General features: G+C 75.5%; 30 protein-coding genes. 15 read left to right on the top strand and 15 right to left on the bottom strand.

What is annotated here, in order from left to right:
- Positions 1-10 precede the first annotated feature (10 nt).
- Both nhaA and H9657_RS17290 read right to left on the bottom strand, forming a co-directional pair.
- A complete protein-coding gene (nhaA, locus tag H9657_RS17295; RefSeq protein WP_191784675.1) occupies positions 11-1,354 on the bottom strand; it encodes a Na+/H+ antiporter NhaA in 1,344 nt (447 codons plus the stop codon).
- Positions 1,355-1,505: 151 nt separating this feature from the next.
- Positions 1,506-2,231: a winged helix-turn-helix transcriptional regulator gene (locus H9657_RS17290; protein ID WP_191784674.1), complete on the bottom strand. Its 726-nt coding sequence runs from the start codon at positions 2,229-2,231 to the stop codon at positions 1,506-1,508.
- A gap of 204 nt (positions 2,232-2,435) precedes the next feature.
- On the opposite strand from H9657_RS17290, the gene H9657_RS17285 reads away from it, so the two are divergent.
- From H9657_RS17285 to H9657_RS17245, 9 genes are all read left to right on the top strand, one after another.
- Positions 2,436-3,170, top strand: coding sequence for a hypothetical protein (locus H9657_RS17285; RefSeq protein WP_191784673.1), 735 nt, complete (start codon positions 2,436-2,438; stop codon positions 3,168-3,170).
- 255 nt (positions 3,171-3,425) lie between these two features.
- A complete protein-coding gene (locus H9657_RS17280) occupies positions 3,426-4,028 on the top strand; it encodes an FABP family protein (RefSeq protein WP_191784672.1) in 603 nt (200 codons plus the stop codon).
- 1 nt (position 4,029) lies between these two features.
- Positions 4,030-5,259, top strand: a complete 1,230-nt coding sequence (gene ygfZ / locus H9657_RS17275) for a CAF17-like 4Fe-4S cluster assembly/insertion protein YgfZ (protein WP_225215560.1) — start codon at positions 4,030-4,032, stop codon at positions 5,257-5,259.
- Entirely contained in the window at positions 5,256-6,392 is a 1,137-nt protein-coding gene (locus tag H9657_RS17270) for an FUSC family protein (RefSeq protein ID WP_318241571.1), read from the top strand. Before ygfZ ends, H9657_RS17270 begins: the two co-directional genes overlap by 4 nt.
- Positions 6,393-6,440: 48 nt before the next feature.
- Positions 6,441-6,782, top strand: coding sequence for a DUF2516 family protein (locus tag H9657_RS17265; RefSeq protein WP_191784671.1), 342 nt, complete (start codon positions 6,441-6,443; stop codon positions 6,780-6,782).
- Positions 6,779-7,762, top strand: coding sequence for an asparaginase (locus tag H9657_RS17260; protein ID WP_191784670.1), 984 nt, complete (start codon positions 6,779-6,781; stop codon positions 7,760-7,762). Before H9657_RS17265 ends, H9657_RS17260 begins: the two co-directional genes overlap by 4 nt.
- 10 nt (positions 7,763-7,772) lie before the next feature.
- A complete protein-coding gene (gene dtd / locus H9657_RS17255) occupies positions 7,773-8,210 on the top strand; it encodes a D-aminoacyl-tRNA deacylase (RefSeq protein ID WP_191784669.1) in 438 nt (145 codons plus the stop codon).
- A 490-nt stretch (positions 8,211-8,700) separates the two neighbouring features.
- Entirely contained in the window at positions 8,701-9,228 is a 528-nt protein-coding gene (locus H9657_RS17250; protein WP_191784668.1) for an O-acetyl-ADP-ribose deacetylase, read from the top strand.
- Positions 9,229-9,303: 75 nt separating this feature from the next.
- Positions 9,304-10,065: a PIG-L deacetylase family protein gene (locus tag H9657_RS17245; protein ID WP_191784667.1), complete on the top strand. Its 762-nt coding sequence runs from the start codon at positions 9,304-9,306 to the stop codon at positions 10,063-10,065.
- Between the two features lie 22 nt (positions 10,066-10,087).
- On the opposite strand, the gene H9657_RS17240 is transcribed toward H9657_RS17245, so the two are convergent.
- The 7 genes from H9657_RS17240 to H9657_RS17210 are packed head-to-tail and all read right to left on the bottom strand — an operon-like array spanning position 10,088 to position 16,492.
- A complete protein-coding gene (locus tag H9657_RS17240; RefSeq protein WP_318241570.1) occupies positions 10,088-10,921 on the bottom strand; it encodes a Cof-type HAD-IIB family hydrolase in 834 nt (277 codons plus the stop codon).
- A gap of 20 nt (positions 10,922-10,941) precedes the next feature.
- Positions 10,942-12,003, bottom strand: coding sequence for a hypothetical protein (locus H9657_RS17235; RefSeq protein ID WP_191784666.1), 1,062 nt, complete (start codon positions 12,001-12,003; stop codon positions 10,942-10,944).
- Positions 12,000-13,064, bottom strand: coding sequence for a VWA domain-containing protein (locus tag H9657_RS17230; protein ID WP_191784665.1), 1,065 nt, complete (start codon positions 13,062-13,064; stop codon positions 12,000-12,002). Before H9657_RS17230 ends, H9657_RS17235 begins: the two co-directional genes overlap by 4 nt.
- Positions 13,061-14,053, bottom strand: a complete 993-nt coding sequence (locus H9657_RS17225) for a VWA domain-containing protein (RefSeq protein WP_191784664.1) — start codon at positions 14,051-14,053, stop codon at positions 13,061-13,063. The genes H9657_RS17230 and H9657_RS17225 overlap by 4 nt, the downstream gene beginning before the upstream one ends.
- Positions 14,047-14,544, bottom strand: a complete 498-nt coding sequence (locus H9657_RS17220; protein WP_191784663.1) for a hypothetical protein — start codon at positions 14,542-14,544, stop codon at positions 14,047-14,049. The genes H9657_RS17225 and H9657_RS17220 overlap by 7 nt, the downstream gene beginning before the upstream one ends.
- A complete protein-coding gene (locus H9657_RS17215) occupies positions 14,531-15,496 on the bottom strand; it encodes a DUF58 domain-containing protein (RefSeq protein ID WP_191784662.1) in 966 nt (321 codons plus the stop codon). The genes H9657_RS17220 and H9657_RS17215 overlap by 14 nt, the downstream gene beginning before the upstream one ends.
- Before the next feature lie 3 nt (positions 15,497-15,499).
- Positions 15,500-16,492: an AAA family ATPase gene (locus tag H9657_RS17210; protein ID WP_191784661.1), complete on the bottom strand. Its 993-nt coding sequence runs from the start codon at positions 16,490-16,492 to the stop codon at positions 15,500-15,502.
- Between the two features lie 332 nt (positions 16,493-16,824).
- Here H9657_RS17210 and H9657_RS17205 point away from each other — a divergent pair, with 332 nt between their 5' ends.
- Entirely contained in the window at positions 16,825-17,388 is a 564-nt protein-coding gene (locus H9657_RS17205) for an alpha/beta hydrolase family protein (RefSeq protein WP_191784660.1), read from the top strand.
- A gap of 45 nt (positions 17,389-17,433) precedes the next feature.
- On the opposite strand, the gene H9657_RS17200 is transcribed toward H9657_RS17205, so the two are convergent.
- Positions 17,434-18,186 (bottom strand): SIR2 family NAD-dependent protein deacylase, encoded by a 753-nt coding sequence (locus H9657_RS17200; protein WP_191784659.1) that lies wholly within the window; start codon positions 18,184-18,186, stop codon positions 17,434-17,436.
- Between the two features lie 120 nt (positions 18,187-18,306).
- Here H9657_RS17200 and H9657_RS17195 point away from each other — a divergent pair, with 120 nt between their 5' ends.
- Positions 18,307-18,792 (top strand): acyl-CoA thioesterase, encoded by a 486-nt coding sequence (locus H9657_RS17195; protein ID WP_191784658.1) that lies wholly within the window; start codon positions 18,307-18,309, stop codon positions 18,790-18,792.
- A gap of 21 nt (positions 18,793-18,813) precedes the next feature.
- On the opposite strand, the gene H9657_RS17190 is transcribed toward H9657_RS17195, so the two are convergent.
- Positions 18,814-19,590, bottom strand: a complete 777-nt coding sequence (locus H9657_RS17190) for an aspartate/glutamate racemase family protein (RefSeq protein WP_318241569.1) — start codon at positions 19,588-19,590, stop codon at positions 18,814-18,816.
- Positions 19,591-19,598: 8 nt separating this feature from the next.
- Positions 19,599-21,254: an NCS1 family nucleobase:cation symporter-1 gene (locus H9657_RS17185; RefSeq protein WP_191784657.1), complete on the bottom strand. Its 1,656-nt coding sequence runs from the start codon at positions 21,252-21,254 to the stop codon at positions 19,599-19,601.
- A gap of 248 nt (positions 21,255-21,502) precedes the next feature.
- On the opposite strand from H9657_RS17185, the gene H9657_RS17180 reads away from it, so the two are divergent.
- Positions 21,503-22,135 (top strand): helix-turn-helix domain-containing protein, encoded by a 633-nt coding sequence (locus tag H9657_RS17180; protein ID WP_318241568.1) that lies wholly within the window; start codon positions 21,503-21,505, stop codon positions 22,133-22,135.
- 36 nt (positions 22,136-22,171) lie between these two features.
- On the opposite strand, the gene H9657_RS17175 is transcribed toward H9657_RS17180, so the two are convergent.
- From H9657_RS17175 to H9657_RS17165, 3 genes are all read right to left on the bottom strand, one after another.
- Positions 22,172-22,654, bottom strand: coding sequence for a PPOX class F420-dependent oxidoreductase (locus H9657_RS17175; RefSeq protein ID WP_191784655.1), 483 nt, complete (start codon positions 22,652-22,654; stop codon positions 22,172-22,174).
- Positions 22,655-22,715: 61 nt separating this feature from the next.
- Entirely contained in the window at positions 22,716-23,423 is a 708-nt protein-coding gene (locus H9657_RS17170) for a SanA/YdcF family protein (RefSeq protein ID WP_191784654.1), read from the bottom strand.
- A gap of 106 nt (positions 23,424-23,529) precedes the next feature.
- Positions 23,530-23,931, bottom strand: coding sequence for a RidA family protein (locus H9657_RS17165; RefSeq protein WP_191784653.1), 402 nt, complete (start codon positions 23,929-23,931; stop codon positions 23,530-23,532).
- Between the two features lie 138 nt (positions 23,932-24,069).
- Here H9657_RS17165 and H9657_RS17160 point away from each other — a divergent pair, with 138 nt between their 5' ends.
- From H9657_RS17160 to H9657_RS17150, 3 genes are all read left to right on the top strand, one after another.
- Positions 24,070-24,753 (top strand): nucleoside/nucleotide kinase family protein, encoded by a 684-nt coding sequence (locus H9657_RS17160; protein WP_191784652.1) that lies wholly within the window; start codon positions 24,070-24,072, stop codon positions 24,751-24,753.
- A gap of 135 nt (positions 24,754-24,888) precedes the next feature.
- Complete coding sequence (locus tag H9657_RS17155) at positions 24,889-25,479, top strand: DUF6318 family protein (protein ID WP_191784651.1); 591 nt, start codon at positions 24,889-24,891, stop codon at positions 25,477-25,479.
- Positions 25,480-25,529: 50 nt separating this feature from the next.
- Complete coding sequence (locus H9657_RS17150) at positions 25,530-26,411, top strand: hypothetical protein (protein WP_191784650.1); 882 nt, start codon at positions 25,530-25,532, stop codon at positions 26,409-26,411.
- The last annotated feature ends 234 nt before the right edge of the window (positions 26,412-26,645 follow it).

Below are 26,645 nucleotides of genomic sequence, written 5' to 3'. Positions count from 1 at the left end.
CGGTTGCAACCTACCGGGTCGCTCCGGGGTCGCGGTCCGCCGGGGGGCCGTCCGTCCCCGGAGTGCCCCGGAGGGCAGTGGCGGTTCGTGCGGTGTGCACGCGGCCGCGCCACGACAGCACGGCGCCTCCGACCAGCGCGGCGAGCAGGGACGCCGCGAGGACGCCGACGACCGCGTGCTCGTCGTGGACCGACCCGGCACCGAACGCGAGCGTGGCCACCAGCAGCGACACCGTGAAGCCGATGCCCCCGAGCAGGCCGACGCCGACGACGTCCCACCAGCCCAGCCCGGGCGCCAGGCGCGCGCGTGTGAACCGTGCGACCAGCACCGTCGCCAGCGTGATGCCGAGCGGCTTGCCGAGCACGAGCCCCAGGACCACCCCGAGCGCGACGGGGTCGGCGAACGTCGCGCCGATCGTCGTCAGGTCGACCGTGACGCCGGCCGCGAACAGCGCGAAGACGGGCACGGCGAACCCGGCGGACACGGGGCGCCACAGGTGCTCGTACCGCTCCGCGAGGGAGTGGTCGGCGTGCTCGTCGGTCGTCGACGCGCCCCGCGAGGCCGAGCCCGGCAGCGCGGGCACCGTGAACCCGAGCAGCACGCCCGCGATCGTCGCGTGCACGCCCGACGCGTGCAGCAGCGCCCAGGACGCCAGCGCGAGCGGGACCAGCAGGAACGGCGTGCGCACGCCGCGCCGCAGCGCGAGCCCGAAGACCGCGACGCACGCGAGCGACCCGACCAGCAGCCCGATCGTCACCGTGTCGGTGAAGCCCACCGCGATGATGACGATCGCGAGCAGGTCGTCGACGACCGCGAGCGTGAGCAGGAAGGCACGCAGCGCGACCGGGATGCCGCGCCCGACGATCGCGAGGACCCCCACGGCGAACGCGATGTCGGTCGCGGTCGGCACCGCCCACCCCTGCGGTGCACCGCCGGCCATCGTGGTGTTGACGACGAGGTAGATCGCCGCGGGCACGACCATGCCGCCGACCGCCGCGGCGGCGGGCAGCGCCGCCGTCGCCACGTGCCGCAGCTCGCCGACGACGATCTCGCGCTTGAGCTCGAGCCCGACCACGAAGAAGAAGATCGCGAGCAGGCCGTCGGCGGCCCAGTGCGCGAGATCGAGGTCCAGGTGCAGCGCGGCGGGGCCGACCACGGTCCCGCTGACGGCCCGGTAGGAGTCGGGGGCGAGGTTGGCCCACAGGAGCGCGGCGACCGCGCCGGCGAGCAGCAGCAGCCCGCCCGTGCGCTCGTCGCGCAGCGTGTCGGCGAGGTTGCGCTCGCTGCCCTTGCTCAGGGCGGAGAACAGGGTGCGCGTGGGGCGCTGCGGGCTGCCGGACGGTGACGTGGGCACAGGCGTACCTCTCCAGGGGTCGGGTGTGTCGTTGCCGACCAGACTTCCCGGCGCACCGAGGGTCGATCCTACCGACGCGGGCCGCGTCGGGCCCGCCGGGAGGCGCGCCGGAGCGGCGCACCACCCGTGCCCGCACCGACGGCGCGTCGCGTCAGGTGCCCGCGGGCTCCGGGACGTCGGCGCGCTCGTCGACCGCGCGGCGCTCCTTGGGCGGGTCGAACCGGTAGCCCACGTTGCGCACCGTGCCGATGAGCTGCTCGTGCTCGGGGCCGAGCTTGGCGCGCAGCCGGCGCACGTGGACGTCGACCGTGCGCGTGCCCCCGTAGTAGTCGTAGCCCCAGACCTCCTGCAGCAGCTGGGCGCGCGTGAACACGCGTCCCGGGTGCTGCACGAGGTACTTGAGGAGCTCGAACTCCTTGTACGTGAGGTCCAGCGGGCGGCCGCGCAGCCGGGCGGTGTACCCGCCGGCGTCGATCGTCAGCTCGCCCGACGAGATCTCCTGCGGCGCGTCGTCGTAGGACGACGCCGCGGCGTGCTCCATGACGAGCCGGAACCGCGTCTCGACCTCGGCCGGCGTCGCGTGCTCCAGGATGATGTCGTTCGCGCCCCACTCGGCGGTGACGACCGTCAGGCCGCCCTCGGTGAGCACGAGCACCAGCGGCACGGTCAGACCGGTGGCGCGCAGCAGGCGGCACGTGGTGCGTGCGGTGACGAGGTCGCGGCGTGCGTCGAGCACGACGATGTCCGCGTCCGGGGCGTCCACGAGCGCGGACGGTTCGACGGGGAGGACCCTGACCCGGTGGGACAGGAGCCCCAAGGCGGGTAGCACCTGTGCCGAACCCCCGGACGCAGGCGTGAGCAGCAGCAGATCCGCCACCCTGTCACCTCCTGGCTGAGAGTGGGCACACGTTACCGCGTGGTCCGGCGCGCCAGCGCCGCCGCCCACGCAGGCTCCCCCGTCCGGGTGTCGGTCGGCCGTCCGCGCCGGGTCTGCGAGAATCGCCCGCGTGCTCCACGACGACCGTCCGACGACCCGCCGCCACCGGGCGATGACGCGACCGTACGGTCGGCGGGACGCGCGATGAGCGTCGAGACGCGCGCCGTCCTCACCGCCGTGCTGGCCGCCGTGGTCGCCGTCGCCGGCTACCTCGGCGTGCTGCCGCTCGCGGGCGTGAGCGCGGTGCTCGTGCTCGTCCTGGCCGTCGGCTGGCCCGGGCTCGCGGGGCTGCCGTTCAGCCCCGGGGCGGGCGCCGTGGTGGCCCTCGGGGGCATCGGATCGGTCGCGGCGGTCACGTTCACGGCCGAGCAGCCGTACCTGCAGCACATGGCCCTGGTCTTCGCCGGGTCGGTGGTGCTCGCGTTCGTCAACGAGCTGCTGCGCCGCGACGGCCGCCTGCGGCTCGTGGAGTCGGTGTCCGGCACGGTCGCGGGCACGGTCCTGGCCGTGTGCGTCACGGGGTGGGTCGCCACCGCGCGGATCGAGGGCGGCAAGGAGCTGGTCGTCGCGGGGGCCGTGGCCCTCGCGCTCGGCTCGGCGGCCGTCGCGCTGCGCGGCCGCACCTGGCTCGTCTACCTCATCACCCTCGCGGTCGCGACGGGCGGCGGGGCGCTCGTCGGGTGGGCCCTGCCGGGCGTGCAGCTCGTCGCGGGCGTGGTGCTCGGAGTGGGCGTCGGCATCCTCGTCGCCGCGCTGCACGCGCTGTTCGACCGGTTCCCGGCGCTCGCCCGGACCTGGCCCTCGCTCGCCGTCGTCGTGCTGCCCGTCACGGTCAGCGGCGTCCTGGTGTACGTCGCCGGGCGCGTCTTCGCGGCCTGATCGCGCCGCCCGGGACGATCCTGACGCCGCTCGTCGTTAGGATCGGTGCATGACTGCGCTCGAGGGGTTCTTCATCGGTCTGCTGGTGCTGGCCACGGGGACGATCACGTGGTTCGCCGGCTTCGTCGCCTACCGGCTGTACAAGGGCCAGCGCTGAGCCCTGGGCGCCGACCTGCGCCCCACGGGCGCCCCGTCGGTCGCCCGTCACCCGTGGACGACGGCGCGCCGTCGACGCACCTGAACCGAGGAGGCACCGTGCCGTTCGTGCTGCCCGAGGGCCTGGCGCCCGAGGTCTACCCGCTCGCCTGGTTGGTCGGCCGCTGGCGCGGCGAGGGCGTCGTGGGCTACCCCGGGATCGAGGAGAGCGCCTTCACCCAGGAGCTCGAGATCACGCACGACGGCGGTCCGTACCTCGCGTACCGCACCACCATCCGGCTCGTCGTCGCACCCGACGACGCCGCGGCGATCGAGCTCGAGGCGTCGGGCGACCAGGACCCCGACGCACCGCCGCAGGACGTGCCCGACGTCGCCGACGCACCTGTGTGGACCACCGAGTCCGGGTACTGGCGCGTGCCGCCCGAGCGTCCCGCGGAGCTCACGGCGGACCAGCACCCGGTCGAGCTGCTCGTCGCCGACCCCGCCGGGTACGTCGCCGTGTACGTGGGGTCCGTCGGCAACGGCCGCGTCGACCTCGCGTCCGACCTCATCGCGCACACCGCGACGGGTGCCGCCGTGAACGCCGGCAAGCGCCTCTACGGGCTGGTCGAGGGCGACCTCATGTGGGCCCATGACATCGCCGCCTTCGGTCAGCCGATGCAGTCGTACGCGTCCGCGCGGCTCAGCCGCGTGGAGGGCTGACATGACGGACGACGTGTCGACCGCCCCCGACGCCGCGGCACCTGACGCGGCGCCCGCAGCTGCGGCACCGCGGCACCGCAGCCCCCTGCTCGCGGTGCACGGCGCGGTCGCCGCCGGCGGCCCCGACGCGGGCGTGGCCTGGCACTACGGCGACCCGACGGCCGAGCAGCGGGCCCTGGCCCGCGGCGGCGCGGTCGTCGACCAGTCGTACCTGGGCGTCGTGACCGTCACCGGCCCCGACCGCCTCACGTGGCTGCACTCGCTGACCACGCAGGACGTCGCCGCGCTCCCGCCGCGCACGTCGACCGAGCTGCTCGTGCTCGACCCCCACGGGCACGTCGAGCACGCCGTGGGCCTCGTCGACGACGGCACGACCGCGTGGCTGCTGACCGAGACCGCGCCCGCGCTGGCCGCCTGGCTGGACCGCATGCGGTTCACGCTGCGCGTCGAGGTCGCCGACGTCACCGACGCGTGGGCGGCGCTCGCCGAGCCCGTCGACGCCGAGGGCGGCGAGGGGGAGCCCGTGACGTGGCGCGACCCGTGGCCGCGGACCGCCCCGGGCGGCACGCGCTACGGCGCCGCCGACGACGCGCACCCCGGTGCCGACCGGCGCTGGCGGATCGTGCTCGTGCCGCGCGAGCGCCTCGTCGAGGAGGTGCGCACGCGGCAGGCCGCCGGGTGGCCGCTCGTCGGCACGTGGGCCTCCGAGGCGATGCGCGTCGAGGCCTGGCGCCCCCGCACGTCGCACGAGGTGGACGACCGCACGATCCCGCACGAGCTCGACTGGCTGCGCACCGCCGTCCACCTGAACAAGGGCTGCTACCGCGGGCAGGAGACGGTGGCGCGCGTGCACAACCTGGGCCGTCCGCCGCGCCGCCTCGTCATGCTGCACCTGGACGGCTCCGGGCACCTGGTGCCCGAGGTGGGGGCGGCCGTGCGGCTGCCGGCCGCCGCCGCGCCCACGGCCGGTGGCGCCGAGGCGGCCGAGGCCGGGCGGCAGGTGGGGCGCGTGACGTCCGTCGCGCGGCACCACGAGCTGGGCCCCCTCGCGCTGGCCGTCGTCAAGCGGTCCGTGCCCACCGACGCCGTGCTGCTCGTCGACTGCGACGGCGGTGCGGTCGCCGCCGGCCAGGAGGTCGTCGTGGACGGCGAGGGCGTGACGCCCGACCGTCCCGCCGCGCGCGGGCCGCTGACCCGCGGGCTCGGCCAGCACCCGATGCTCGGGGCGTGACACCCGTGGGCGGCGGGCCCTCTGCCGCGGGGGCGGGGGGCACGCTGCCGGCGCGCGCGAGCCTGCAGCTGCACCTCGGGTCGCGCGTGCGCGCCGGGTGGGCGCGCGTGCGCGCGTCGTGGGCGCTGATCCTGCAGGCCTCGGTCGCCGCGGGCCTCGCCTACGGCATCGGCCTGTACGTCTTCGGCCACGAGATGCCGTTCTTCGCGCCCGTCGCCGCGTGGCTCGCGCTCGGGTTCTCCCGCGACCGGTCCGTGCGTCGCGTCACGGAGCTCGCGGGCGGTGTCGCGATCGGCGTCGCGGCCGGGGACCTCGTGGTGCACGTCATCGGCTCCGGCCTGTGGCAGATGGCCCTGGTCCTGGCCGGGTCGGCGCTGGTCGGGCGGTTCCTCGACCGCGGGCCCATGCTCACGACGCAGGCGGGCGTGCAGGCCATCGTCATCGTCGGGCTGCCGCAGATCGGCGGCGGGCCGTTCGGCAGGTGGATCGACGCGGTCGTCGGGGGCCTCGTGGCGCTCGCGTTCGCGCTGCTCACCCCCACGGACCCGCGGCGCCACCCGCGCACGCTCGCGCAGGCGGCCGTCCTCGAGCTGGCCGCGGTCCTGCACCTGCTGGCCCGGGGCCTGCGGCGCGGCTCGGTCGAGGACGTCGAGGCCGCGCTGCTGACCGGCCGGGCGTCGCAGCCGGCGCTCGACGAGTGGCGCGACGCCGCCCGGTCCGCCGCCGAGCTCGTCCGGCTGGCCCCCGCGCACCGGCGGCACCGTCCCGAGCTGGACCGGCTCGTGGACGAGTCGGTGCTGCTCGACCGCGCGATGCGCAACGCGCGCGTGCTGACGCGTCGCTCGGTGGCCGCTGTCGAGGACGACCACGTCGCACCGGGCCTCGCCGACGTGGTCGAGTCCGCCGCGCAGGCGACCGAGGACCTGGCCACGGCGATCGGCACCGGGCACGACCCGCGTCCGGCCCGCGACCGGCTGCGGCAGCTCGCCACGGCCCTCGACCCGTACGTCCTGGCGCCCGACGACTGGAAGTCCCAGTCGCTCGTGCTGCTGCTGCGCTCGCTCGTCGTCGACCTGCTCGAGGCCGCCGGCGCCCCCGCGGGCGACGCGCGCGCCGCACTGCCCGAGCTCTGACGCCGTCGGGAGCCGCACCGCGCCGGGTGCGTCTCGTAGGCTCACGGGGTGGGCATCATCGGGTCGCTGCAGTTCGTGCTCTTCCTCGTCTTCTACGTGACGATCTTCGTGCTGTCGGTGTGGGCGCTCGTCGACTGCCTGCGCCGTCCGGCCGCGGCCTTCGTCTCCGCCGGCAAGCGCACGCGCCAGTTCTGGACGTGGGTGCTCGTGGCCGCCACCGTCGTCGCGTTCATCTCGATCCCGCCGCCGCTGGGCATCGGGCTGCCGTTCCCGTCGTTCCTCGCGCTCGTCAGCGCGGCCGCGGCGATCGTGTACCTCGTCGACGTGCGGCCCGCGGTCGGGCCGTACACGCGCCGTCGCGGGGGCGGCCCGTCGCGGGGCGGGTGGTGAGCGCCCCCGACGTCGCCGACGGGGCGGTGCCGCTCGCGCGCGTGCACCGCGGCGACCTCGTCGAGTCCGTGCACCTGGGCCACGTCGTCGTGCTCGCGCCGGACGGCTCCGTGGTGCACGCGTCCGGCGACCCGGACGTGGTGATCTGGCCGCGGTCGTCGCTCAAGCCCGTGCAGGGTGTCGCGATGGTCCGGCACGGGTTGGAGGCCACCGGTGCGGACCTCGCGCTGGTGTGCGCGAGCCACTCGGGGGAGCCCGGGCACCTGGAGGTCGTCGAGCGGCTGCTCGCGTCGGCGGGGCTCACGGCGGACGACCTGCGCAACACGCCGGACTGGCCGCTGTCGCCCGAGGCCGCGTGGCAGCGCCGCGCCGCGGGGCACGGGCCCGAGCCGCTCACGCAGAACTGCTCCGGCAAGCACGCGGGCATGCTCGCGACCTGCCGCGCGGCGGGCTGGCCGACGGACGGGTACCTGGACCCGGCGCACCCGCTGCAGCAGGCCGTGGTCGCGGCCACCGTCGAGCTGACGGGCGCGCCGGTCGAGCACGTCACCGTCGACGGCTGCGGCGCGCCGCTGCTGTCCACGACGCTGACGGGCCTCGCGCGGGCGTTCGCCACGGTCGCCGCGGCCGCAGCCCACGACGACGGGTCCCCGGAGGCGCGCGTGGGCCGCGCGATGGCCGCGCACCCGTGGCACGTCGGCGGGACGGGCCGCGACGTCACGGCCTTCATGTCGGCCGTGCCGGGGCTGGTCGCCAAGGACGGCGCCGACGGCGTGTACGCGGCCGGGCTCCCCGACGGCGGCGCGGTCGCGCTCAAGGTCCTCGACGGCTCCGGCCGGCCGCGCGCCGCGGTGCTGGCCGCCGCGCTCGCGCTCGCGGGCGTGCCGCCCGAGCTCGTGGCGGCGGCGGGGGACACCCCGGTGCTGGGGCACGGGCACCCGGTCGGCGCGGTGCGGGCGACGTTCGGCCCCGACGCGTGAGCCGGCGGCGATGAGGGCGGTCGTGCAGCGCGTCACGCGTGCCGCGGTGCGCGTCGACGGCGAGGTCGTGGGCGCGATCGACCGGCCGGGCCTGCTCGCGCTGGTCGGCGTGACGCCGGGGGACGGCCCCGCGCAGGTCGAGCTGGTGGCGCGCAAGATCGCCGAGCTGCGGATCCTGCGCGACGAGCGATCGGCGGTCGAGGTCGGGGCGCCCGTGCTCGTCGTCAGCCAGTTCACGCTGTACGCCGACGTGCGCAAGGGGCGGCGCCCCACGTGGAACGCGGCCGCACCCGGTGCGGTCGCCGAGCCGCTGGTCGACGCCGTCGTCGCGGCGCTGCGGCAGCGCGGGCTCGAGGTCGCGACGGGCCGGTTCGGCGCCGACATGGCGGTCGAGCTCGTCAACGACGGGCCCGTGACGATCCTCGTCGAGTCGGCTCCGGCACCCTGACCTCGCGGTCGGCGGGTTGACGGTCCAAGTTCTCCGGGGCGCGCTGGCAGCGGCTCGCCGCCGCACCGTCGTCCACAGGACGTTCCCGTCCATCACGGGCGTCCGGACCGCTGCCCGGGCGCCTGCAGGCGACGTCGCCCGCGCCCTCCGGGCCACGCTGCGGGAGTGCGTCCGTGCAGGTGGGAGACCATCGGCGACCTGGCGACCACCCTTGTAGCCCTGTCCGCGGGCCGCCGCAAGGGGACCTGCCGAGTCGTCGTCGTCCACCGCTGCGTCCACAGCGTCGTCCACAGGCCCACCTGCGAACTCACCGGCCAGACACAGGGGTGTGGACGCAGGCTGTGGACACCGGGCCAGGGTTCACCCGGTCGGACGCGCACCGCGCACCCGCGTCCGCGTGCCGACCGCGGCGGCTGCGCGGCCCGGTCCGTCGCCGCGGGCCCGGGCCGTCGCGCGGGCGTCGGCCGCGTGCGCCGGGGAGGATGGCGGGATGGGGATCGCGACCGTGCTCGGGGACATCACGCGCCAGGAGGTCGACGTCGTCGTCAACGCCGCCAACACGTCGCTGCTGGGCGGCGGCGGTGTCGACGGTGCGATCCACGCCGCCGCCGGTCCGCGGCTGCTGGCCGCGTGCCGCGAGCTGCGGCGCACCTCGCTGCCGGACGGGCTGCCGGTCGGGCACGCGGTCGCGACGCCGGCGTTCGACCTGCCCGCGCGCTGGGTCGTCCACACCGTCGGACCGAACCGCCACCGCGGCGAGCGCGACCCGGCGCTGCTCGCGTCGTGCTTCACCGCGAGCCTCGACGTCAGCGACGGGCTCGGGGCCACGAGCATCGCGATGCCGGCCGTCGGCGCCGGCGTCTACGGGTGGGACGCGGCCCAGGCGGCCGAGGTCGCCGTCGGTGCCGCGCGCGCGTGGGTCGACGCGCACCCGGCGACGACGCTGACGACCCTCCGGTTCGTGCTGTTCTCGCCGCCGCTGCTCGCGGCCTTCGACGACGCGCTCGCACGCGGCTGACGCCGGGCGCCGGTGGGCGGGCCGGACCGCCGCCGTCGGCGTGCCGCCGCCGGACGCCCGCCCTAGCGTGGGGCCATGTCCGAGCCGACGAGTCTGCCCCTGCTGCCCGACGACGCGCTCACGCGGGTGCTGTGCGTCGTCGCGCACCCCGACGACCTGGAGTACGGGACCTCCGCCGCGGTCGCGTCGTGGACCGCGCGCGGCGTCGAGGTCGCCTACCTCCTGCTCACGCGCGGCGAGGCCGGCATGGACGCGTCCGACCCCGCCCGCACGGCCGAGGTGCGCGTGCGCGAGCAGGTCGCGGGCTCGGCCGCCGTCGGCGTCACGCAGGTCGACTTCCTCGAGCACCCGGACGGCGTGCTGCAGTACGGGCTCGGGCTGCGCCGCGACATCGCCGCCACGATCCGCCGGTTCCGCCCCGACGCCGTGCTGACGGCCACCTGGGCCGAGGAGACCCCGGTCGGCCTCAACCAGGCCGACCACCGCGCCGCCGGCCTGGCCGCCGCGGACGCCGTGCGCGACGCCGGCAACCGGTGGGTCTTCCCCGAGCTGCTGGCCGACGGGCTCGAGCCGTGCGCGGTGCGCTGGCTGCTCGTCGCGGGCGACGCGCACCCGACGCACGGCGTCGACGTCACCGGGGAGGCGCTGCAGCGCGGCATCGCGTCGCTCGAGGCGCACCGCGAGTACCTGGCGCTGCTGCCCTGGCACCCGGCCCCGGCGGCGCTGATCCCCGCGCTCACCGCTGCCCAGGGGCGCCTGGTGGGCGTCGAGCACGCCGTGACGCTGCGGGCCATCGACCTGCAGGCCCCGCCGCCCGTGCTCGACGGCACGGCCTGACCGCGCCGCGCGTCCGGCGGGCTCAGCCCAGCCGCAGCAGCTCGCGCAGCGTGCGCACCACGCCGTTGTCGTTGTTCGACGGTGCGACGAACCGGGCGCGCGCCCGGACGTCGGGATGCGCGTTGTCCATCGCGAACGACCAGTGCGCGGCCTCGAGCATGCCGACGTCGTTGAAGTAGTCGCCGAACGCGACGGTCTGCTCCGGGCCGACACCCAGGGCGCGCTGCACGTCCCGCAGCGCGTGGCCCTTGTCGGCGTCGGGGCTCATGACGTCCACCCAGTGCTCACCGCTGACGAGCACCCGCGCCACGCCGCCGAACGGCGCGAGCGCCGGACCCGCGCCGGTCGCCGCCGGGCCGAAGTCGTACACCGCGACCTTGAGCACCGTGTCCTGCACGGCCGTGAGGTCGGGCACCTGCTCCAGGAGGGCGTAGTACGGCTCGCACTGCGTCACGAACGCGGCGTCGACGCGCTCGACGTACGCGCTGCGCAGCCCGCAGACGACGACGCCCACGTCCGCGCCCGCGGCGGCCGCCCGGCGCACCGCGCGCACGACGTCGCGCGCCACGTCCGCCTCGAGGCCGTGCACGGCCAGCGTGCCGCCGTCACGCACCACGTGCGCACCGTTCTCCGCCACGTACACCAGGTCGTCCCGCCCGAGCTGACGGCGCAGGGTGGCGTACTGCCGGCCGCTGGCCGGGCACACCGTGACACCGCGCGCGACGAGCGTGTCGAGCAGCGGCCAGAACGACGGGTCGATGCGCTTGGCGTCGTCGAGCAGCGAGCCGTCCATGTCGACGGCGACGAGACGCACGTCGGGCACGACGGCGAGGCGGGGCAACGAGATGGGGGGCACGGGCTGATCCTCGCACCGGCTCACCAGTTCCGGGCGCCGCCGCCCCCGCCCGAGCCCGGTCCGTCACCTCCGCCGGGGGCCGTACCCGTGCCGTCGCCGCCCGACGGTGCGGGCTGGCCGCCACCGCCGCCGCCCGCCTGCTGGTTGCGCTCCGCGAGCGCCTCCTGACGCTCCGCCTCGGCCTGCGCCGGGTCCGGTGCCTCCTGGCCGCCCGCACCGGGGGTCGGCGCACCCTCGAGCGTGCCGTCCTGCGCCGCCTGCGCCAGGCGCTCGACGTCGGTGGCGAGGTCGAGCAGCTCCTGCATGCGCTGCTCGGCCTCCTGCTGCGGCGTCGGCGCCGCGTCCTGCCCGCCGCCGCCCTGGTCCTGCTCGTCCTGCTCGTCCTGCCCGCCGCCACCCTGGGAGGGGGGCGGTGTGCACGCCGGGTCGGCGAGCGCCTCGGCCGCGAGCGCCGCGTCGTCGGCCGCCATCCGCAGCAGGTACCCCGCGAAGCCGAGCTCGTCGGCGACGGTGGGGTCGTCGGCGCCCTCGTACGGCGGCTCGAGGACCTCGGCGTCGTACGGCTCGCCCGCGGCCTGCGCGGCGAGGGCCGCGGCGAGCTCCTCGACGTACGCGAGCTGCACCTCGGCCTCCTCGCGCGTCTCGGCCTCCTGCGCCTGCAGCGCGAGGGCGCGGTTGGTCTGGACGTCGCAGCGGTGCTCGTCGGGCACCGTCTCGAGCGCCTCGTCGAGGTACCGGATCGCGCTGCCGTACAGGCCCGCGCGGTACCGGGCCGTGCCGGCGTTGAACGCACCCTTCCAGCGCTCCACGAAGGTCCAGCGGTCGACCCGGTCGAACAGGTCGACGGCCTCCCACTCCTCGCCCGCGTCGTACGCGGCGCGTGCCTCGCGGTACCCGGGGCCGAGCGTCAGGAGGTTCACGGCGAGGCCCAGCAGCACGAGCGCGGGCAGCCAGCTCCACCGCAGCAGGCGGCGCCGACGGCGCACGTGCGGGGGCACGGCGCGACGGCGCGCCTCCCGGGCGGCCCGGTCCCGGACCACCTTCTCCTGCGCCCGACGGGCCCGGTCACGCTTGCTGCTCATCGCCGCCTCCGCCACCGGCTCGACGCGCGCGCCCACGTCCACGCCTCCGCGGCGAGCAGCACGCCGGCTGCGAGCGCGAACGGCCACACGACGTCGCGCCGTGCGCTCACGTCCGTGCGCCCGTCGGCGGCGATCGCGTCCAGGTCGACGTCGGCCACGAGGTCGGCGGTGCTCGTCGGGCCGTCGCGGTGGACGTACGGCACGCCGAGCTCGGCCGCGACCTGCCGCAGCGCGGCCTCGTCGGCCCGCGACAGGGCGGGGCGCGACGGGTCGTCGGGGTCGGGGATGTACTCGGCGTCCGGGTCGAGCGTGCCGTCGTACGTGCGCATCGGTGCGCCGGAGGGCGTCCCGTACCCGAGCACGGCACCCCCGTCGACGAGCGGCGCGATCGACGCGAACGTGCCGGGCTCCTCGTCCGCGGTCTGCTCGCCGTCCGAGAGGTAGAACACGAGCCGCGCCATCGCCGGGTCACGGTCCTGCGCGTCACGCAGCGAGCGCTCCAGCACGTCGAGGGCGCGGTCGCGGCGCGTCCCCGCCGAGCCGGCCGTGACCTCCTGCGTCACGGTCTGCGCCCACGCGCGCACGGCCGTCGCGTCGTCCGTCAGGGGCAGCTGCGTGCCGGCCTCGTCGGCGAAGGCGACGACCGAGTAGAACGCGCCGGGCACGTCGCCCGCCAGGGAGACCACGTCGTGCCGGACGCCGTCGAGGCGCTGCACCGCCGGCACGGGCGCCAGCCCCGGCCCGCGCACCACGGGGTCGCCGGGGCCCCAGTCCTCGGCGGCCATCGAGCCCGTGCGGTCGACGACGAACCACAGCTGTACGCCCACGCGCGCACCGCCCGCCTGCGTCACCGCGACGGTCGGCGTCAGCCCCACGACGCCCAGGACGACGACGAGAGCGGCGCGTCGCCACCACGTCCACGTGCCGGCCCGCGGCGCGTCGGACCGCCGGACCCGGCCGCGCCGCAGCCCGAGCCCGAGGGCCTGCCCGACGCACAGGACGAGCACGGGCAGCGCCGTGACCAGCACGACGACCACCGGGACGACCGCGCGGGCGCTCATGCGCGCACCCGCCACGCGAGCAGCACGACGCCCAGCCCCGCGGCGTACAGGAGCCGCACCCACGGGTCGTCGTCGTCCGTGACGACGCGCTCCGGATCGGCCTGCATGGCCGCGAGCTGCCCGGCCTGCACCTGCGCGAGGATCGCGGGCACCGCGCCCGCGTCCTGCGCGGCGGCGAACGTGCCGCCCGTGCCCTCGGCCGCGATCCGCAGCTCGGCCGCGGTGGCCGCGCCCAGGTCCCGGTCCTCGTCGGGGTACAGCGCGTGCAGGACGACGCCGCGGGACGCCGCGAGCGCGGCGGCCTCGGGCAGCGAGTACACCGGGCTGCCCCACACCTCGTTGTCCGTCGCCAGGACGACGGAGCGGGACCGGTCGGCGTCGTACTGGTCGAAGAGCATCGCGCACGACGCGACGCCGTCGCCGATGAGCGAGGCCTGCCCCTCGAGCCCGGTCGTGCCCCGCAGGACGTCGGCGGCCGCGTCCGACCCGAGGTCGGTGAAGGCCTCGCGCGCCGTGCGCAGCTGCGTGGTGACCAGCTCGTAGTCGTCCGTCAGGGGGAAGACCGTCGCGGAGGTCGAGTCGAACACCGACAGCGCGACGCGCTCGCCCGTGAACCCGTCGACGAGCCGCTCGAACGTCTCCACGACGCGCTCGTCGTAGTCGAGCATCGACCCCGACACGTCGAGGCACAGCACGATGTCCCGGTTGGCGAGCTCGCGCGTGCGCTCCTGGACGGTGACCGGACGCGCGGCGAGCAGCGCGGCCCCCACGGCGGCCGCGGCGACGGCGAGCGCGACGCCGACGCGCAGCGCCCGGTAGCGCACGCGCCAGGCCCGCAGCGCCGGCACGGCCCGCAGGTCGTCGGTGTTGGCCACGGGCGTCGTCCCGCGCCGGTCCCGCACGAGCAGCCCGACGACGAGCGCGGCGACCACGACGCCCAGGACCACCGGCACCAGCCACGGCACCTCGAGCCCCTCGCGCGTCACCACGCGCGCACCCGCTTGCGGGCCTCGGCGAGCGAGCGGGCGACCCGCGCGCGCGACGTCGCCGCGAACGTCGGCATCGACGTGCCCTCCAGGAGCGACGCCAGGGGACGGGTCCGGCGGTCGGCGCGCGCGGCGGACGCGGTCATCGCGGACGTGTCGACGCCCGTGCGCGCCGTCGCGAACTCGCGCAGCACGTACCGGATCTCCAGGTTCGCCGCGCGGGTGTCGACCTCACCGGCCCGGTAGCGGCTCTCGACCTCGTCGAGCCGCGCGAGCGTCGTGCCGCGCAGCGCGGCGTACGGGTCCTTGCGGGACGCCGGCGCCGGGGGAGCCGTCGCGGGTCCGGGCGGGGCGGTCGGCGCCGTGGGGGCGGGCGCGCGCGTCGAGCGCACCACCCACACGAACCACGCGACGACCGCGACGGCGATCGCGAGCGAGACCCACGGCCACCACGGCGCGTACGCCACGGGGTCGACCAGCTCAGCGCCCGGCACGACGCGACCTCCCGAGCAGCGCGACCATCTCGTCCAGCACGTCGTGCGTGCTCTCGACCGTCACCGAGGTGACACCCAGGCGCCGGGTGCGCCCCTCGACCTCCGCGTGCCGGGCGCTGCGGGCGGCGGCCACCGCCTCGCGCACGCCGCGCCGGCCCCGCAGGTAGGCGGGCAGGGACCAGCCGCTCACGACGTCCCGCACGGGCCGCCCGCGCGGCGGTGCCACGACCGGTCGGCCACGCACCGCGGCCGCCGACCCGCCCGCGAGCGTGCCCGGCGCCGCACCCAGGCCGTCCGCGAACAGGTCCGCGTCGACGACCTGCACCACCATCACCTCGTGCCGCGTGCGCAGGCGCGCCAGGGCGCGCTCGTCCGCGGCTCCCGGCCGCGCCTCGTCCGTCACGACGACGACCAGCGAGCGGCGTGCCGTGCGGCGCAGCACCCGGTCGAGGAGCCGCGCGAGGTCGCCCTCGGGGGCCTCCGGGTCGAACGCGCGCTCGACGCGTCGCAGCAGCACCTCGAGGTGCGTCGTGCCGGCGCCCGCCGGGACCTCGAGCACGCGGCCCGCGTCGCCCGCGACGAGCGACACGCGGTCGCCGCGCTGGTGCGCGAGGTGCGCGACCACGTCGGCGACGAGCTGGGCGACCTCGTGCTTGGGCTCACCGCCCGCCGACGTCGCGCACATGTGCCGTCCGGTGTCGACGACCAGCACGAGACCGACGTTCGACGTCGCCTCGTAGCGCTTGACGACCGGCTGCGCCGAGCGCGCGGACGCGCGCCAGTCGATGTCGCCGACGTCGTCCCCGGGCGTGTAGACGTGCAGGTCGTCGACCTCGTCGCCGTGCCCCTTCCACACCGCGCGGTGCCGCCCGTCGAGCAGGCCGGTGGCGCGCCGCAGCGTCGGCAGCTGCAGGCGCGCGCGCACCAGCGCGAGACGGGACCGGGCGGGCACGGGTCAGGGCACCGGGACCGCGTCGAACACGGACGTGATGATCGACTCGGTCGACACGTCGTCCGCGATCGCGTCGAACGAGCGCACGATGCGGTGCCGCAGCACGGCGTTGCGCATCGCGTGCACGTCCTCCGGGACGACGTGCCCGCGCCCGGCCCGCAGCGCGACCGCCTGGGCGACGCGCATGAGCGAGATGGACCCGCGGGGGCTGGCACCCATGCGCACCAGCCGGTCCAGCCCGGGCACCTGGACGGGGCCGCGGCCGCGCGTGGTGGCGACCAGGTCGACGACGTACCGGCGGATCGAGCGGTCCACGTACACCTGGTCGACCGTGCGCTGGAGCCACGCGATCTCGTCGAGACCCAGGCGGTCGCTGCGCAGCGCGCGCGTCATGCGCCCGTCGGAGATGCGCTCGAGGATCTCGACCTCCTCGTCGGCGTCCGGGTAGTCGAGCACCTCCTTGAGCAGGAACCGGTCCATCTGGGCCTCGGGCAGCACGTGCGTGCCCTCCTCCTCGATGGGGTTCTGGGTGGCCAGGACCATGAACGGCGACGGGACCTTGTGGATCTCCCCGGCGATGGTCGTCTGCCGCTCCTGCATCGCCTCGAGCATCGCCGACTGCGTCTTGGCGGAGGACCGGTTGATCTCGTCGAGCAGCACGACGTTGGCGTGCACGGGCCCGAGCTGCGTCGTGAACGTCGACGTCCCGTAGTTGAAGACCTGCGTGCCGACGATGTCCGACGGCATGAGGTCCGGCGTGCACTGGATGCGGTGGAACGAGCCGGACACCGCGTGCGCGAGCGTCTGCGCGGCCGTCGTCTTGGCCAGACCCGGCACCGACTCCAGCAGGACGTGCCCGCCGCACATCAGCGCGACCACGAGCGACGCCCGCAGCTGCGACTGCCCGACGACGCGCTGCTCGAACACCGCGTCGATGCGGTCGCACAGCGCACCGGCCCGGGTGCGGTCGGACGGGGACACGGTGTCGCGGCTCACGGCGGGCAGGCTACCTGCGACTCCGCACCCTCCCGCACCGCCCACAGGGTGATCTCCCGCGCCCCCCACCCACGTCGTGCCCTGCCCACCCTCCCTCACCCCCCGGCGCGAGAGAGCAATCCAGCCCTCTCCCCCCACCCGCGAGAGAACACTCCCGCCCCCTCCTCCCCGCGAGAGAGCAATCCAGGGTCGCGCGTCCCGTCCTGCCCACCGGCGCGTTGTGCTGGATTGCTCTCTCACGCCCCAGGGGATGGGTGGCCGGATTGCTCTCTCGAGCTCCTGGGGGGGGGGATTGCTCTCTCGGGCTCCTGGGGGTGGGTGAGGATGGGGGGATGGCGGACGTGCGGGTGCTGCGGGCGGGGTCCGGGCCGGTCGACGTCGCGGGCGTGCTGCTGGCGCCCGGGGCGGGTGCGACGCGGGACAACCGGACGCTCGTCGCGCTCGACACCGCGCTGACGGCCGCCGGGATCCCGGTACGGCGCATCGACCTGCCCCGCGGCGCGAAGGCCGCGCCGGCGCGCGTGCGCGAGGAGGCCGACGCCTTCGCCGCCGAGCTCGGCGTGGCGACCGAGCGGCTCGTGGTCGGCGGACGGTCGTTCGGCGGGCGCATGAGCTCGATGGCCGTGGCGGACGGGCTCGCGGTCGCCGGTCTGCTGCTGCTGTCCTACCCGCTGCACCCGCCCGGCAGGCCCGAGCAGCTGCGGATCGCGCACCTGCCGCGCATCGACGTGCCCGTGCTGGCCGTCAGCGGCGCGTCCGACCCGTTCGGCACCCCGGACGAGCTCGCGGCCCACCTCGCCGCCGTGGCCGGCCCGGCGACCCTCGTCGTCGTCCCCGGCACGCACGGTCCGGCCGACGCACCCGTCGTCGCGGCCGTCCGCGACTGGCTCACCTGACGACACCACCGCGGCACGGCCCCGTCAGAGCGCGGGAACCGGGCGTCAGAGCCCCGGTTCCCGCGCTCTGACGAGACGCGCGACCAGGTCGGGGAGGGCCTGGTCGATCGGGTCGCGCAGGATCTCGTCCGCGAGGTGGTCGTACGCCGTCGGCTCGGCGTTGACGACGACGAGCCGTGCGCCCGCGTCCACCGCGAGCGGGACCAGACCGGCGACGGGGTGCACCGTCAGGGTCGTGCCGACGGCGACGAACGTGTGCGCGTCACGCGTCGCGGCGACGGCGCGCTCCAGGGCGTCGTCGGGCAGCCGCTCGCCGAAGTACACGACGTCCGGCTTGAGGATCCCGCCGCACACCTGGCAGCGCGGGTCGGGCTCGGTGGGCAGCCGCGCCAGGACGTCCCGCGTCGGCACCGTCGTCGCGCACCGCAGGCACGACGTCGTCGTCAGCGTCCCGTGCAGCTCCACGACCTTGTCCGGTGAGCTGCCCGCCGCTTGGTGCAGCCCGTCGAAGTTCTGCGTCAGCACCGCGACGAGCAGGCCCGCGCGCTCCAGGTCGACCAGGCAGCGGTGCGCCGCCGTCGGTCGGGCCTCCCACACGGCGTGCTGCGCCCACGCGCGCCAGCCGCGCTCGCGGACCCGCGCGTCACGCGCGTAGGCGTCGATGTCGAGCAGGTCCGCCGCGGCGGGGTCGCGCGTCCACACGCCCTGCGGGCCGCGGAAGTCGGGGATGCCCGACGCGGTCGAGATGCCGGCGCCCGTCAGGACCGTGACGGTGGGCGGGTCGTCGTGGTGGGGCACGGGCGCGTCCTCGTCGTCGTCGGCCCGGTCGTCCGGGCTCCCCGCGAGCGTAGGACGTGACCGCGGTGACGGGGCGTGGCTGCCGGGCGTCCACCACGTGCCGCGACGTACCGTGACGTCATGGACGAGACCCTCGGCCCGACCCTGGCCCCCGGCCTGCCGCGCCCCGGACGCGGGCGCGTCGTGATGCAGGTGCGCTGGTCGGACGTCGACCTGTTCGGCCACGTGAACAACGCGGCGTTCCTGCGGTACCTCGACGACGCGCGGTTCACGCTGTTCCCGCGCATGGGGGTCGACGAGGTCGGGGCGATGACGGCGTCGCTGCTGGTCGTCGTGAAGCACGAGATCGACTACCTCGCACCCATCCGGTTCCGGCCCGCGCCCGTCGTCGTGGAGGTGTGGGTGCCGCGGCTGGGGCGCTCGTCGGTCGACTTCGCGTACGAGATCATCGACGGCGAGGACCCCGACGGCGTGGTCGCGCTGCGTGCGCGCTCGCGGATGGTGCAGCTCGACGGCGCCACGTACACGTCGCGGCCGTTCACGGACGAGGAGCGCGCGACGTTCGCGGCGTTCCCGGGCGGGTCGCCGGACCTGCACGCCTGGTAGCAGGCGTCGGCCGGCGCAGCCTCAGCCGACGGGGAGCGCTGCCGGGGACGTCTGCCGGATCGCGAATCCGCCGAGCAGGCCGGGCACCGGCTTGGGCGGCGGGGGTGCGTACTCCGAGCGCGTCGACGTGCGCAGACCGGCGCGGACGAGGGCGGCCGCGAACGTCGTCGCGGCCGCCACGCCGTCGACGACGGGAACCCCGATCGCGTCGGAGATCCGCCCCGTGAACGCCGCCATCCCGGCGCAGCCGAGCACCACGGCGTCCACGTCGTCGGCCTCGACCGCCGCGCGGCACGCCGCCGTGACGCGCTCGAGCGCCCCGGACGTCGGGTCCTCGAGCGCCAGCACCGGGATCTCGCACGCGTGCACCGCGGCGCACGCACGGGCGAACCCGTACCGGTCGAGCAGCTCGTGGGCCCGTCCGGCGGTCCGGCCCAGGGACGTCACGACGCTGAACCGGCGCGCGACCATCGCCGCGGCGTGGAAGGCGGCCTCCGCGATCCCCAGCACCGGCCCGTGCGCGAGCTCGCGTGCCGCGTCGAGCCCCGGGTCGCCGAAGCACGCGACGACGTACGCGTCGACCCCCGCGGCCTCGCCGAGGCGCACCTGCTCGAGGACGCCGACGGCGGCCAGCGCCTCCTCGTAGTGGCTCTCGATCGAGGCCGGGCCGGTGGTGGGCTGGACGGCGTCGACGTGCACGCCGGGCCCGGCCACCACCCGGGCGGACCGACCGATGAGGTCGGTCATCGCCCGGGTGGTGTTCGGGTTGACGACCCGGATCCGGATGTCGTCGTGCACGACGCGCCTCAGGAGCCCGTGGGCTCGGCGTGGTGGCTGACGACCACGGGGACGTCCTGCGTGCCGTCGGACACGCGCGGGTCGGACGCGTCGAGCGTCGGGATCTGCGGGTTGCGACGCTCGAGGAAGACGAACATCGCGAACCCGAGGCCGCAGCCGATGAACCACGAGTACGACGCGATCCACGTGACGTCGAACAGGCCGAGCGACGCCGCGAGCCTGGGCAGGACGGCCGTGGCGATGGCGATGAGGCCCGACCCGATGACGGTCGCCACGGCGTTGCGGTTGTAGCCGCGGGTGTACCAGTACCGGCCGGTGGGGGCCATGGTGAACATGTCGTCGACGTGCACGCGCTGCCTGCCGATGACGTAGTACCCGGCGATGAGGATGCCGAACAGCGGGCCGATGAGCGCGCCCAGCACGCCGAGCGTGTAGTGGATCGCCTCGTCGTTGGCGTACCAGTTCCACGGCGTGAGGATCACGGAGCCGACGGCGGCGATCATGCCGCCCGTGCGCCACGAGATGCGCTGCGGGGAGACGTTGGAGAAGTCGAACGCGGGCGAGATGAAGTTGGCGACGATGTTGATGCCGACGGTCGCGGTGACGAACGTCAGGCCCCCGAGCAGGATCGCGAACGGCGTGTCGATGGCCTCGACGGTCTTGATGGGGTCGGTCATGAGCTCGCCGAAGACGGGGACCGTCGCCGACGCGCAGATGACGGTGAGCAGCGAGAAGAACAGGAAGTTGATCGGCAGGCCGAGGAAGTTGCCCTTCTTGACCGCCGCGAACGACCGTCCGTACCGCGCGAAGTCACCGAAGTTGAGCATCGGCCCGGAGAAGTAGGACACGACCAGCGCGATGGCGGAGAGCATCACGGGGATCGACGCGGCGAACGTCATCGGCGGGCCCGAGGACAGGTTGAGCGAGATGTTCTCCCAGCCGGCCTCGGACACCAGGTAGATCGCCAGGACGATCATGACGACGTACACCGCGGGCCCGGCCCAGTCGATGAAGCGGCGGATCGTCTCCATGCCGTTCCAGAACAGCGCGGCCTGCGCGACCCAGAGGATCGCGTAGGAGATCCAGCCGAGCGCGTTCAGGCCGACGAACGACGGCTCGAGCAGGGCCGCGGAGCCGGGGACGAACTTGAGGAAGATGATGTTGAGCGCCTCGGCCGCGAGGAACGTCTGCACGCCGTACCAGGCCACCGCGATGAGGCCGCGGATCACGGCGGGGATGTTGGCGCCGAGCACGCCGAACACCGCGCGGTTGATGACCGGGTACGGCACGCCCGTCTTCTGGCTCGGCTTGGCGACGAGGTTGCAGAACACCTGGACGATGACGATGCCGACGACGAGCGCGACCAGCACCTGCCAGGAGGCGATGCCGAGCGCGAACAGCGACCCCGCGGTGACGTAGCCGCCGACGCTGTGCACGTCGGACATCCAGAACGCGAAGATGTTGTACGACGACCAGCTCTGCTTCGTGAGCGGCGCGAGGTCCTCGTTGGTCAGGCGCGGGTCGTACGTCGCCTTGATCTCGCCGGCGCCCACGGGCAGGCCCGCGGCCTCGACGAGGTCGTTCGGCTTGCCGGTGGTGGCCGGTGCGGCAGGGGCCGCGGCGTCCAGGGGGACGACGGCGGGGAGGTCGTGCGGAGCGGTCATGGCGGTCCTCGCACTCGGGACGTCGGGGAGGGTGGCGTGCGACGCGGGGGCACCGGGGTGCCGTGGGTCGGTGACCCGACCGGGGGTCCACCCTGGCCGCGGGTGGACGGATCACGTACCGTGAGCGGACCTGAAGCCGGGGCTGCAGGAGCTCGACGATGTGTGAATCTATGACTTCACGTCCATCGGTGGGTTTCGACCGTGTGAACTTCCTGCTTCACGTGCGAACCGGAACGAGGAGGATCGACGTGAGTACCGCGCCGGACGCCGGGAGCCTGCTGGCGTCCTTCGACGCCGAGCAGCTCGGTGCGCGCCTGCGTGCGCTGCGCGAGGACCGCGGGCTCACGCTGCGCGAGGTCGGCAGCCGTCTCGGCATCTCGGCCAGCGCCGTCTCCCAGATCGAGCGCGGGGTCCTGCGACCCTCGGTCAACCGGCTGTTCGAGCTCGTCACGGCGGTCGACGCCACCCTCGTCGACGTCTTCGGCGGCACGTCCGGCACCCCCGACGTCGAGCTCTCGACGCCCGTGCCGGACGGGTACGTCGTGCGTCGCGCCGTCGAGGTCGAGTCCGTCACGCTCGAGGGCGGCGTCGTGTACCGGCGCCTGTCGCCCGGTGTCTCGCACGACGTCGACTTCTTCGAGTCGACCTACCCGCCGCACACCGTCGCCGGACGGCAGCACGAGCTCGTCACCCACGTCGGGTACGAGATCGGCACCGTGGTGCGCGGCGAGCTGACGATCGACTTCGCCGACGAGCGCGTCGTCCTGCGGACCGGCGACACCATCTCCTACGCGTGCACCACGCCCCACCGGCTGAGCAACCGGTCGGACGGCACGACGGTCGCCACGTGGCTCATCGTGCACCCGGGCGCGTCGGCCTGACCCGCCCGGGGCCGCTTGGCCGAGCGCGGCGGAGGGTCAGGGCTGGGCGTCGAGCCGCGCCGCGACCTCGGCGGGGAACCCGCCCGTCGCGAGCGGCCCCCAGCGCTCCGGGGTCACGCGGATCAGGCTCTTGCCCTGCAGGCGCATCGCCGCGCGGTACTCGTCCCAGTCGGGGTGCTCGCCCGCGATGCAGCGGTAGTAGTCGACCAGCGCGTCCTCCGCGGCCGGCATGTGCAGCACCTCGGCCTGCCCGTCGACCTGCACCCACGGCCCGTCCCAGTCGTCCGAGAGCACGCACACGCTCACCCGGGCGTCACGCTCGACGTTGCGCACCTTGGCCCGGTCCGGGTAGGTCGAGATGACGATCCGGCCCGCGTCGTCGACGCCGCCGCTGACCGGCGACACCTGCGGGCGTCCGTCGGCGCGCGAGGTGACCAGGAGCAGGTGGTGCCGCGGCCGGACGAACTCCAGGAGCTCGGTCAGGCCGACGGGCGTGGTCGTCGCGATGCTGCGTGCCATGCGTCGACCCTACGACCCGGGCGCGCGTGAGGCGTGCCCGCCGACACGTCAGGACCTCACGTCAGGACCGCAGCGCGTCCAGCACGGCCTTGGCGGCGGCGGGCACCTCGCGCAGGTGCCACCCGACGGCCTTCACGCGACGCTCGCTCTGCGCCGACACCCCGATGCCGACGGCGTCGATCCCGGCGGCACCGCACGAGAAGAGCGCGCGGCGCAGGTGGTAGTCCTGCGTGACGACGACCGCGGCGTCCACGCCCAGCAGGTCGTGCGCGCGCACGCAGCTGGTGTGCGTGTCGACGCCCGCGTCGTCCCGCACGATCGCGTCGGCGGGGACGCCGCGCGCGATCAGGTGGTCGCGCATCGCGCCCGGCTCGTCGTAGTCGGGTCCGGAGCGGTCGCCGCTGACCAGGACGGCCTCGACGACGCCGCGCTGGTACAGGTCGACGGCGGCGTCGAGCCGGCGGCGCAGGTACGGCGAGGGGTCGCCGGCCGGTGTGAGCCCGGCACCGAGCACGAGCGCGACGGGCCGGCCGGGCACGTCGGCCGCGTCCGGGGCGACACCCGCCTGCCCGACGCCCTGCACGACGAGGAACGGCCCGAGCACGACGACGGCGGCGACGACCGCCACGGCACGCAGCGCGCGAGCGCGCCGTCCGGTGCGGGGTGCGGTGCGCGGTTCGGTGCGCGGTTCGGTGCGCCGTGCGGCAGCGGGGCGGTCGGCAGGCGCGTCGGCGGAGCCGCGCCGGGAGCGGAGCGGAGGGTGCGGCACGGCGGTCACGGTAGCGGCCCCGCGGTGCGGAGGGGCGTCCGGGGGTCGTCGTCCCGGGGTTGTCGTCGCGCGCCGTCGTCGGCGGACCGGCGTCTGCCGACCGCCGTCAGCGGACCACGGCGGCGATCACGCTCACCTCGACCAGCGCGCCCGGGACGGCCAGCCCTGCCACGCGGGCGGCGAGGACGAGGCCCGGGTCGTCCGACGCGATGAGCGGCGCGATCGCGCCGTAGGCCGCGTCGACGTCGACGCCGTCCGCGAACAGGACGGTCCACTGGACGACGTCCGCGAACGTCGCACCCGCGGCCGCGAGCGCGGTGCGGACGTTCTCGACCGCCCGGACCGCCTGGGCGGCCACGTCACCGCCGCCGACGAGCCGGCCGTCGGCGTCGACGGCGTCCTGACCGCCGACGTAGATCGTCGTCGCGCCCGGTGGGACCACGGCGACGTGGCTGAAGGCGGGGCTCCGGACGAGCCCGTCGGGACGGATGCGCTCGATGCGTGTCATGTCCGTATCGTCCTCCCGGCCTCCGACATCGGGGGAGGTGGGGACGACGCCCCTGGTCGCGCGGGCTGGGCGGAGCCGGCCGTTGGCGGTGGGCACGGGTGTGCGGCACAGTGGCCGCCGACGACGGCGGGAGGGTGCATGGGCGACGGGTTCGAGGAGCTCGTCTCGCGGATGCTCGAGGCCGTCCCTGCGGGACGTCGTGCCCTCGTCGCGGTCGACGGGTCCGGGGCCAGCGGCAAGACGACCCTCACGGCCCGGCTCGCCGCCCGGGTCCGTGACCGCCCGGTCGTCGTGCTCCATGCCGACGACTTCTTCCACCCGTCGGCGCACCGGCACGCGCGCGGCCGGTTCTCGCCCGAGGGCTTCTGGCGCGACGCGTACGACTACGCCTCGCTCGTCGACCTCGCGCTGGCGCCCCTGCACCCCGACGCCGACGGCCGCTACGTCCCGGCCTCGTTCGACCGCGTGGCCGACCGGACCGTCCTCGCGCCCGCCCGCCAGGCCGCCGACGACGCCCTCGTGCTCGTCGACGGCACCTTCCTGCACCGCGACGAGCTGCGCGGGCGTTGGGACTGGTCGCTGTACCTGCACGTGCCCTTCGACGTCGCGGCCCGGCGGATGGTCGAGCGCGACGGCGTCGACCCCGACCCGGCGCGCGGGCCGCTCGCCCGGTACGCGGGTGCCCAGCGGCTCTACCTCGCGGCCGCGGAGCCGTGGCGGCGGGCGTCCCTGGTGGTGGACACGACCGCCGAACCCCGGATCGTCGACCCGGCCGCCGCCCGCCCCGAACGGTGGGACGCGACGCCCGCGAGACCGTCCTGAGTCGTCGGAAGACCGCGGGACGACGACTCAGCCCGGTCTCGCCGGCGGCCGGTTCGTGGGGGACCGGGTGGGCGGTTGTCCACAACGGGTGGTCGTGGGCACGACGGCGTGTCCGGTATCGGTAGGTTCGACGCCATGCGACGACGAGGGTGTGCGGTGCTGCGCGGTGCGGCGACGGTGCTGGCGGTGGCACTGCTGGGGGCGTGCACCGGGGCTGGTGAACCGGTGGAGTCCCCGACGGCGGCGCCGTCGCCGTCGGTGACGGCCACCGCGTCGCCGGCTCCGACCCCGATGGCGTTCCCCACGCCCGCACCCGAGTACGCCGAGCCGACGCCGGAGGGGGCGATCGCGGCCGCGACGCACTTCATCGCGCTGTACGACTACGCGTTCTCGACGGGTGACGCCGGTCCGTTGGCGGCGATGTCGGCGGACGGGTGCGAGTACTGCGTCCACGTGCGCGACCAGGTGCAGGCGATGGTCGACGGCGGGTTCTCGAGCATTCGGGACCCGGCACGCATCCAGGCATCGGACAGCACGGAGATCCGTGAGGACGAGTGGTTCCGGGTCTTCCTCCGGGTCGAACAGGGCCCTCTGGTGACAGTCATGCCTGACGGAGCCCGTCACCAGACCTCGGATGGCGGGCGCGTGGACTTCATCTTCGCGATCTCGTGGGTGGATGGCGGCTGGCGGATCGAGGGTGCCGACCTCCAAGAGGTCGAGACGTGACAGGTCGGCCGGTGGTGGTCGCGGTCCTCGTTCTCGGATGCATGGTCGGCTTGGCAACGGCATCCGCGGGATCAGCGACCCCACCGCCCGATCTCGGGAGCTTCACCGCGGACGCGGGCGCACCGTCGGCGCGCGGCGCGATCGACATCATCGGCTGGTGGTCGGCGAACCAGTCCGCCCGGCAGCCGGTCGTGGGTTCGGGCGTGTCGAGCGCGACGCAGTGGCAGTCGGAGTATGCGGACGCGTGCATCGACGCGGACGCCAACTGGTTCAAGGGGCCGTGCTCGCTCCGGGTGGGCTACGGGACGCCCGTCTGTGCGGAGGGCGAGACGCCGCGACAGCCACGGTGGACCCGGTTCCGCATCCCGCCGTCGGAGATCTGGAGCGAGTGGGAGCAGCAGGACTACGGCTCGTGCGCCGGCGCCGCCGTCGTCCCCGTGCTGACCGCGGAGGACTTCCGCCGTCTGCCCCTGCCCGCACCGGTGCTGAACGTGCAGCCGGACGGCGAGTGGGTGCTCGTGAACATCCAGACGATCGTCTTCACCGACCCGACGCCCGTGATGCTGACGACGGAGGTGCTGGGCTTCCCGGTGACGGTCGAGGCGACGCCGTCGCAGTTCACGTACGACTGGGGGGACGGGCACTCGACGGTGACCCACGACCCGGGCAGCCCCTACCCGGCGTTCGACGTGTTCCACGAGTACGAGGCCGTCGGGCGCGTGGCCATCACGCTGACGACGGAGTGGACGGGCCGCTACCAGGTGGCCGGCGACCCGCAGTGGCGCGAGGTGACGGGTACCGCGACGACCGCGGCGACGAGCCGCCCGCTCGACGTGCAGGAGCGCACGTCACGCCTCGTGTCGACGACGTGCGACCAGGACGCCGACGCACCCGGCTGCGAGGGATGGCGCCCGACCGAGTCCCACAGATGACGGGCCGCCCCCCGTCCTCGTGCAAGGCGGCCCGGCCCGCCCGGGAGCGCCGAGTGGTCACAGATGTGCCCACTTCCCCGACCGCGCGTCGACGGTGTGACCACTTCTCGGCGAGCCGGGGGCGGAGGTGGCTGGATTGCTCTCTCGCCGGCAAGTGGGGGGCTGGATTGCTCTCTCGCCGGCAAGTGGGGGGCTGGATTGCTCTCTCGCCGGCAAGTGGGGGCTGGATTGCTC

The organism is Cellulomonas avistercoris, from assembly GCF_014836445.1.
GTDB classification, from domain to species: Bacteria; Actinomycetota; Actinomycetes; order Actinomycetales; family Cellulomonadaceae; genus Cellulomonas; species Cellulomonas avistercoris.
The sequence above is the reverse complement of the archived record's forward strand: the minus strand, read 5'-3'. Positions and strand labels throughout refer to the sequence as shown.

Bases quoted from the DNA above. Each gene is read 5' to 3' on its own strand.
- H9657_RS17205 (WP_191784660.1), top strand. From the start codon at position 16,825: ATGGCGGACGTGCGGGTGCTGCGGGCGGGGTCCGGGCCGGTCGACGTC.
- H9657_RS17245 (WP_191784667.1), top strand. From the start codon at position 9,304: ATGTCCGAGCCGACGAGTCTGCCCCTGCTGCCCGACGACGCGCTCACG.
- ygfZ (WP_225215560.1), top strand. From the start codon at position 4,030: ATGACGGACGACGTGTCGACCGCCCCCGACGCCGCGGCACCTGACGCG.
- H9657_RS17160 (WP_191784652.1), top strand. From the start codon at position 24,070: ATGGGCGACGGGTTCGAGGAGCTCGTCTCGCGGATGCTCGAGGCCGTC.
- H9657_RS17175 (WP_191784655.1), bottom strand. From the start codon at position 22,654: ATGGCACGCAGCATCGCGACGACCACGCCCGTCGGCCTGACCGAGCTC.
- dtd (WP_191784669.1), top strand. From the start codon at position 7,773: ATGAGGGCGGTCGTGCAGCGCGTCACGCGTGCCGCGGTGCGCGTCGAC.
- H9657_RS17230 (WP_191784665.1), bottom strand. From the start codon at position 13,064: ATGAGCGCCCGCGCGGTCGTCCCGGTGGTCGTCGTGCTGGTCACGGCG.
- H9657_RS17165 (WP_191784653.1), bottom strand. From the start codon at position 23,931: ATGACACGCATCGAGCGCATCCGTCCCGACGGGCTCGTCCGGAGCCCC.
- H9657_RS17250 (WP_191784668.1), top strand. From the start codon at position 8,701: ATGGGGATCGCGACCGTGCTCGGGGACATCACGCGCCAGGAGGTCGAC.
- H9657_RS17235 (WP_191784666.1), bottom strand. From the start codon at position 12,003: ATGAGCAGCAAGCGTGACCGGGCCCGTCGGGCGCAGGAGAAGGTGGTC.
- H9657_RS17285 (WP_191784673.1), top strand. From the start codon at position 2,436: ATGAGCGTCGAGACGCGCGCCGTCCTCACCGCCGTGCTGGCCGCCGTG.
- H9657_RS17185 (WP_191784657.1), bottom strand. From the start codon at position 21,254: ATGACCGCTCCGCACGACCTCCCCGCCGTCGTCCCCCTGGACGCCGCG.
- H9657_RS17155 (WP_191784651.1), top strand. From the start codon at position 24,889: ATGCGACGACGAGGGTGTGCGGTGCTGCGCGGTGCGGCGACGGTGCTG.
- H9657_RS17195 (WP_191784658.1), top strand. From the start codon at position 18,307: ATGGACGAGACCCTCGGCCCGACCCTGGCCCCCGGCCTGCCGCGCCCC.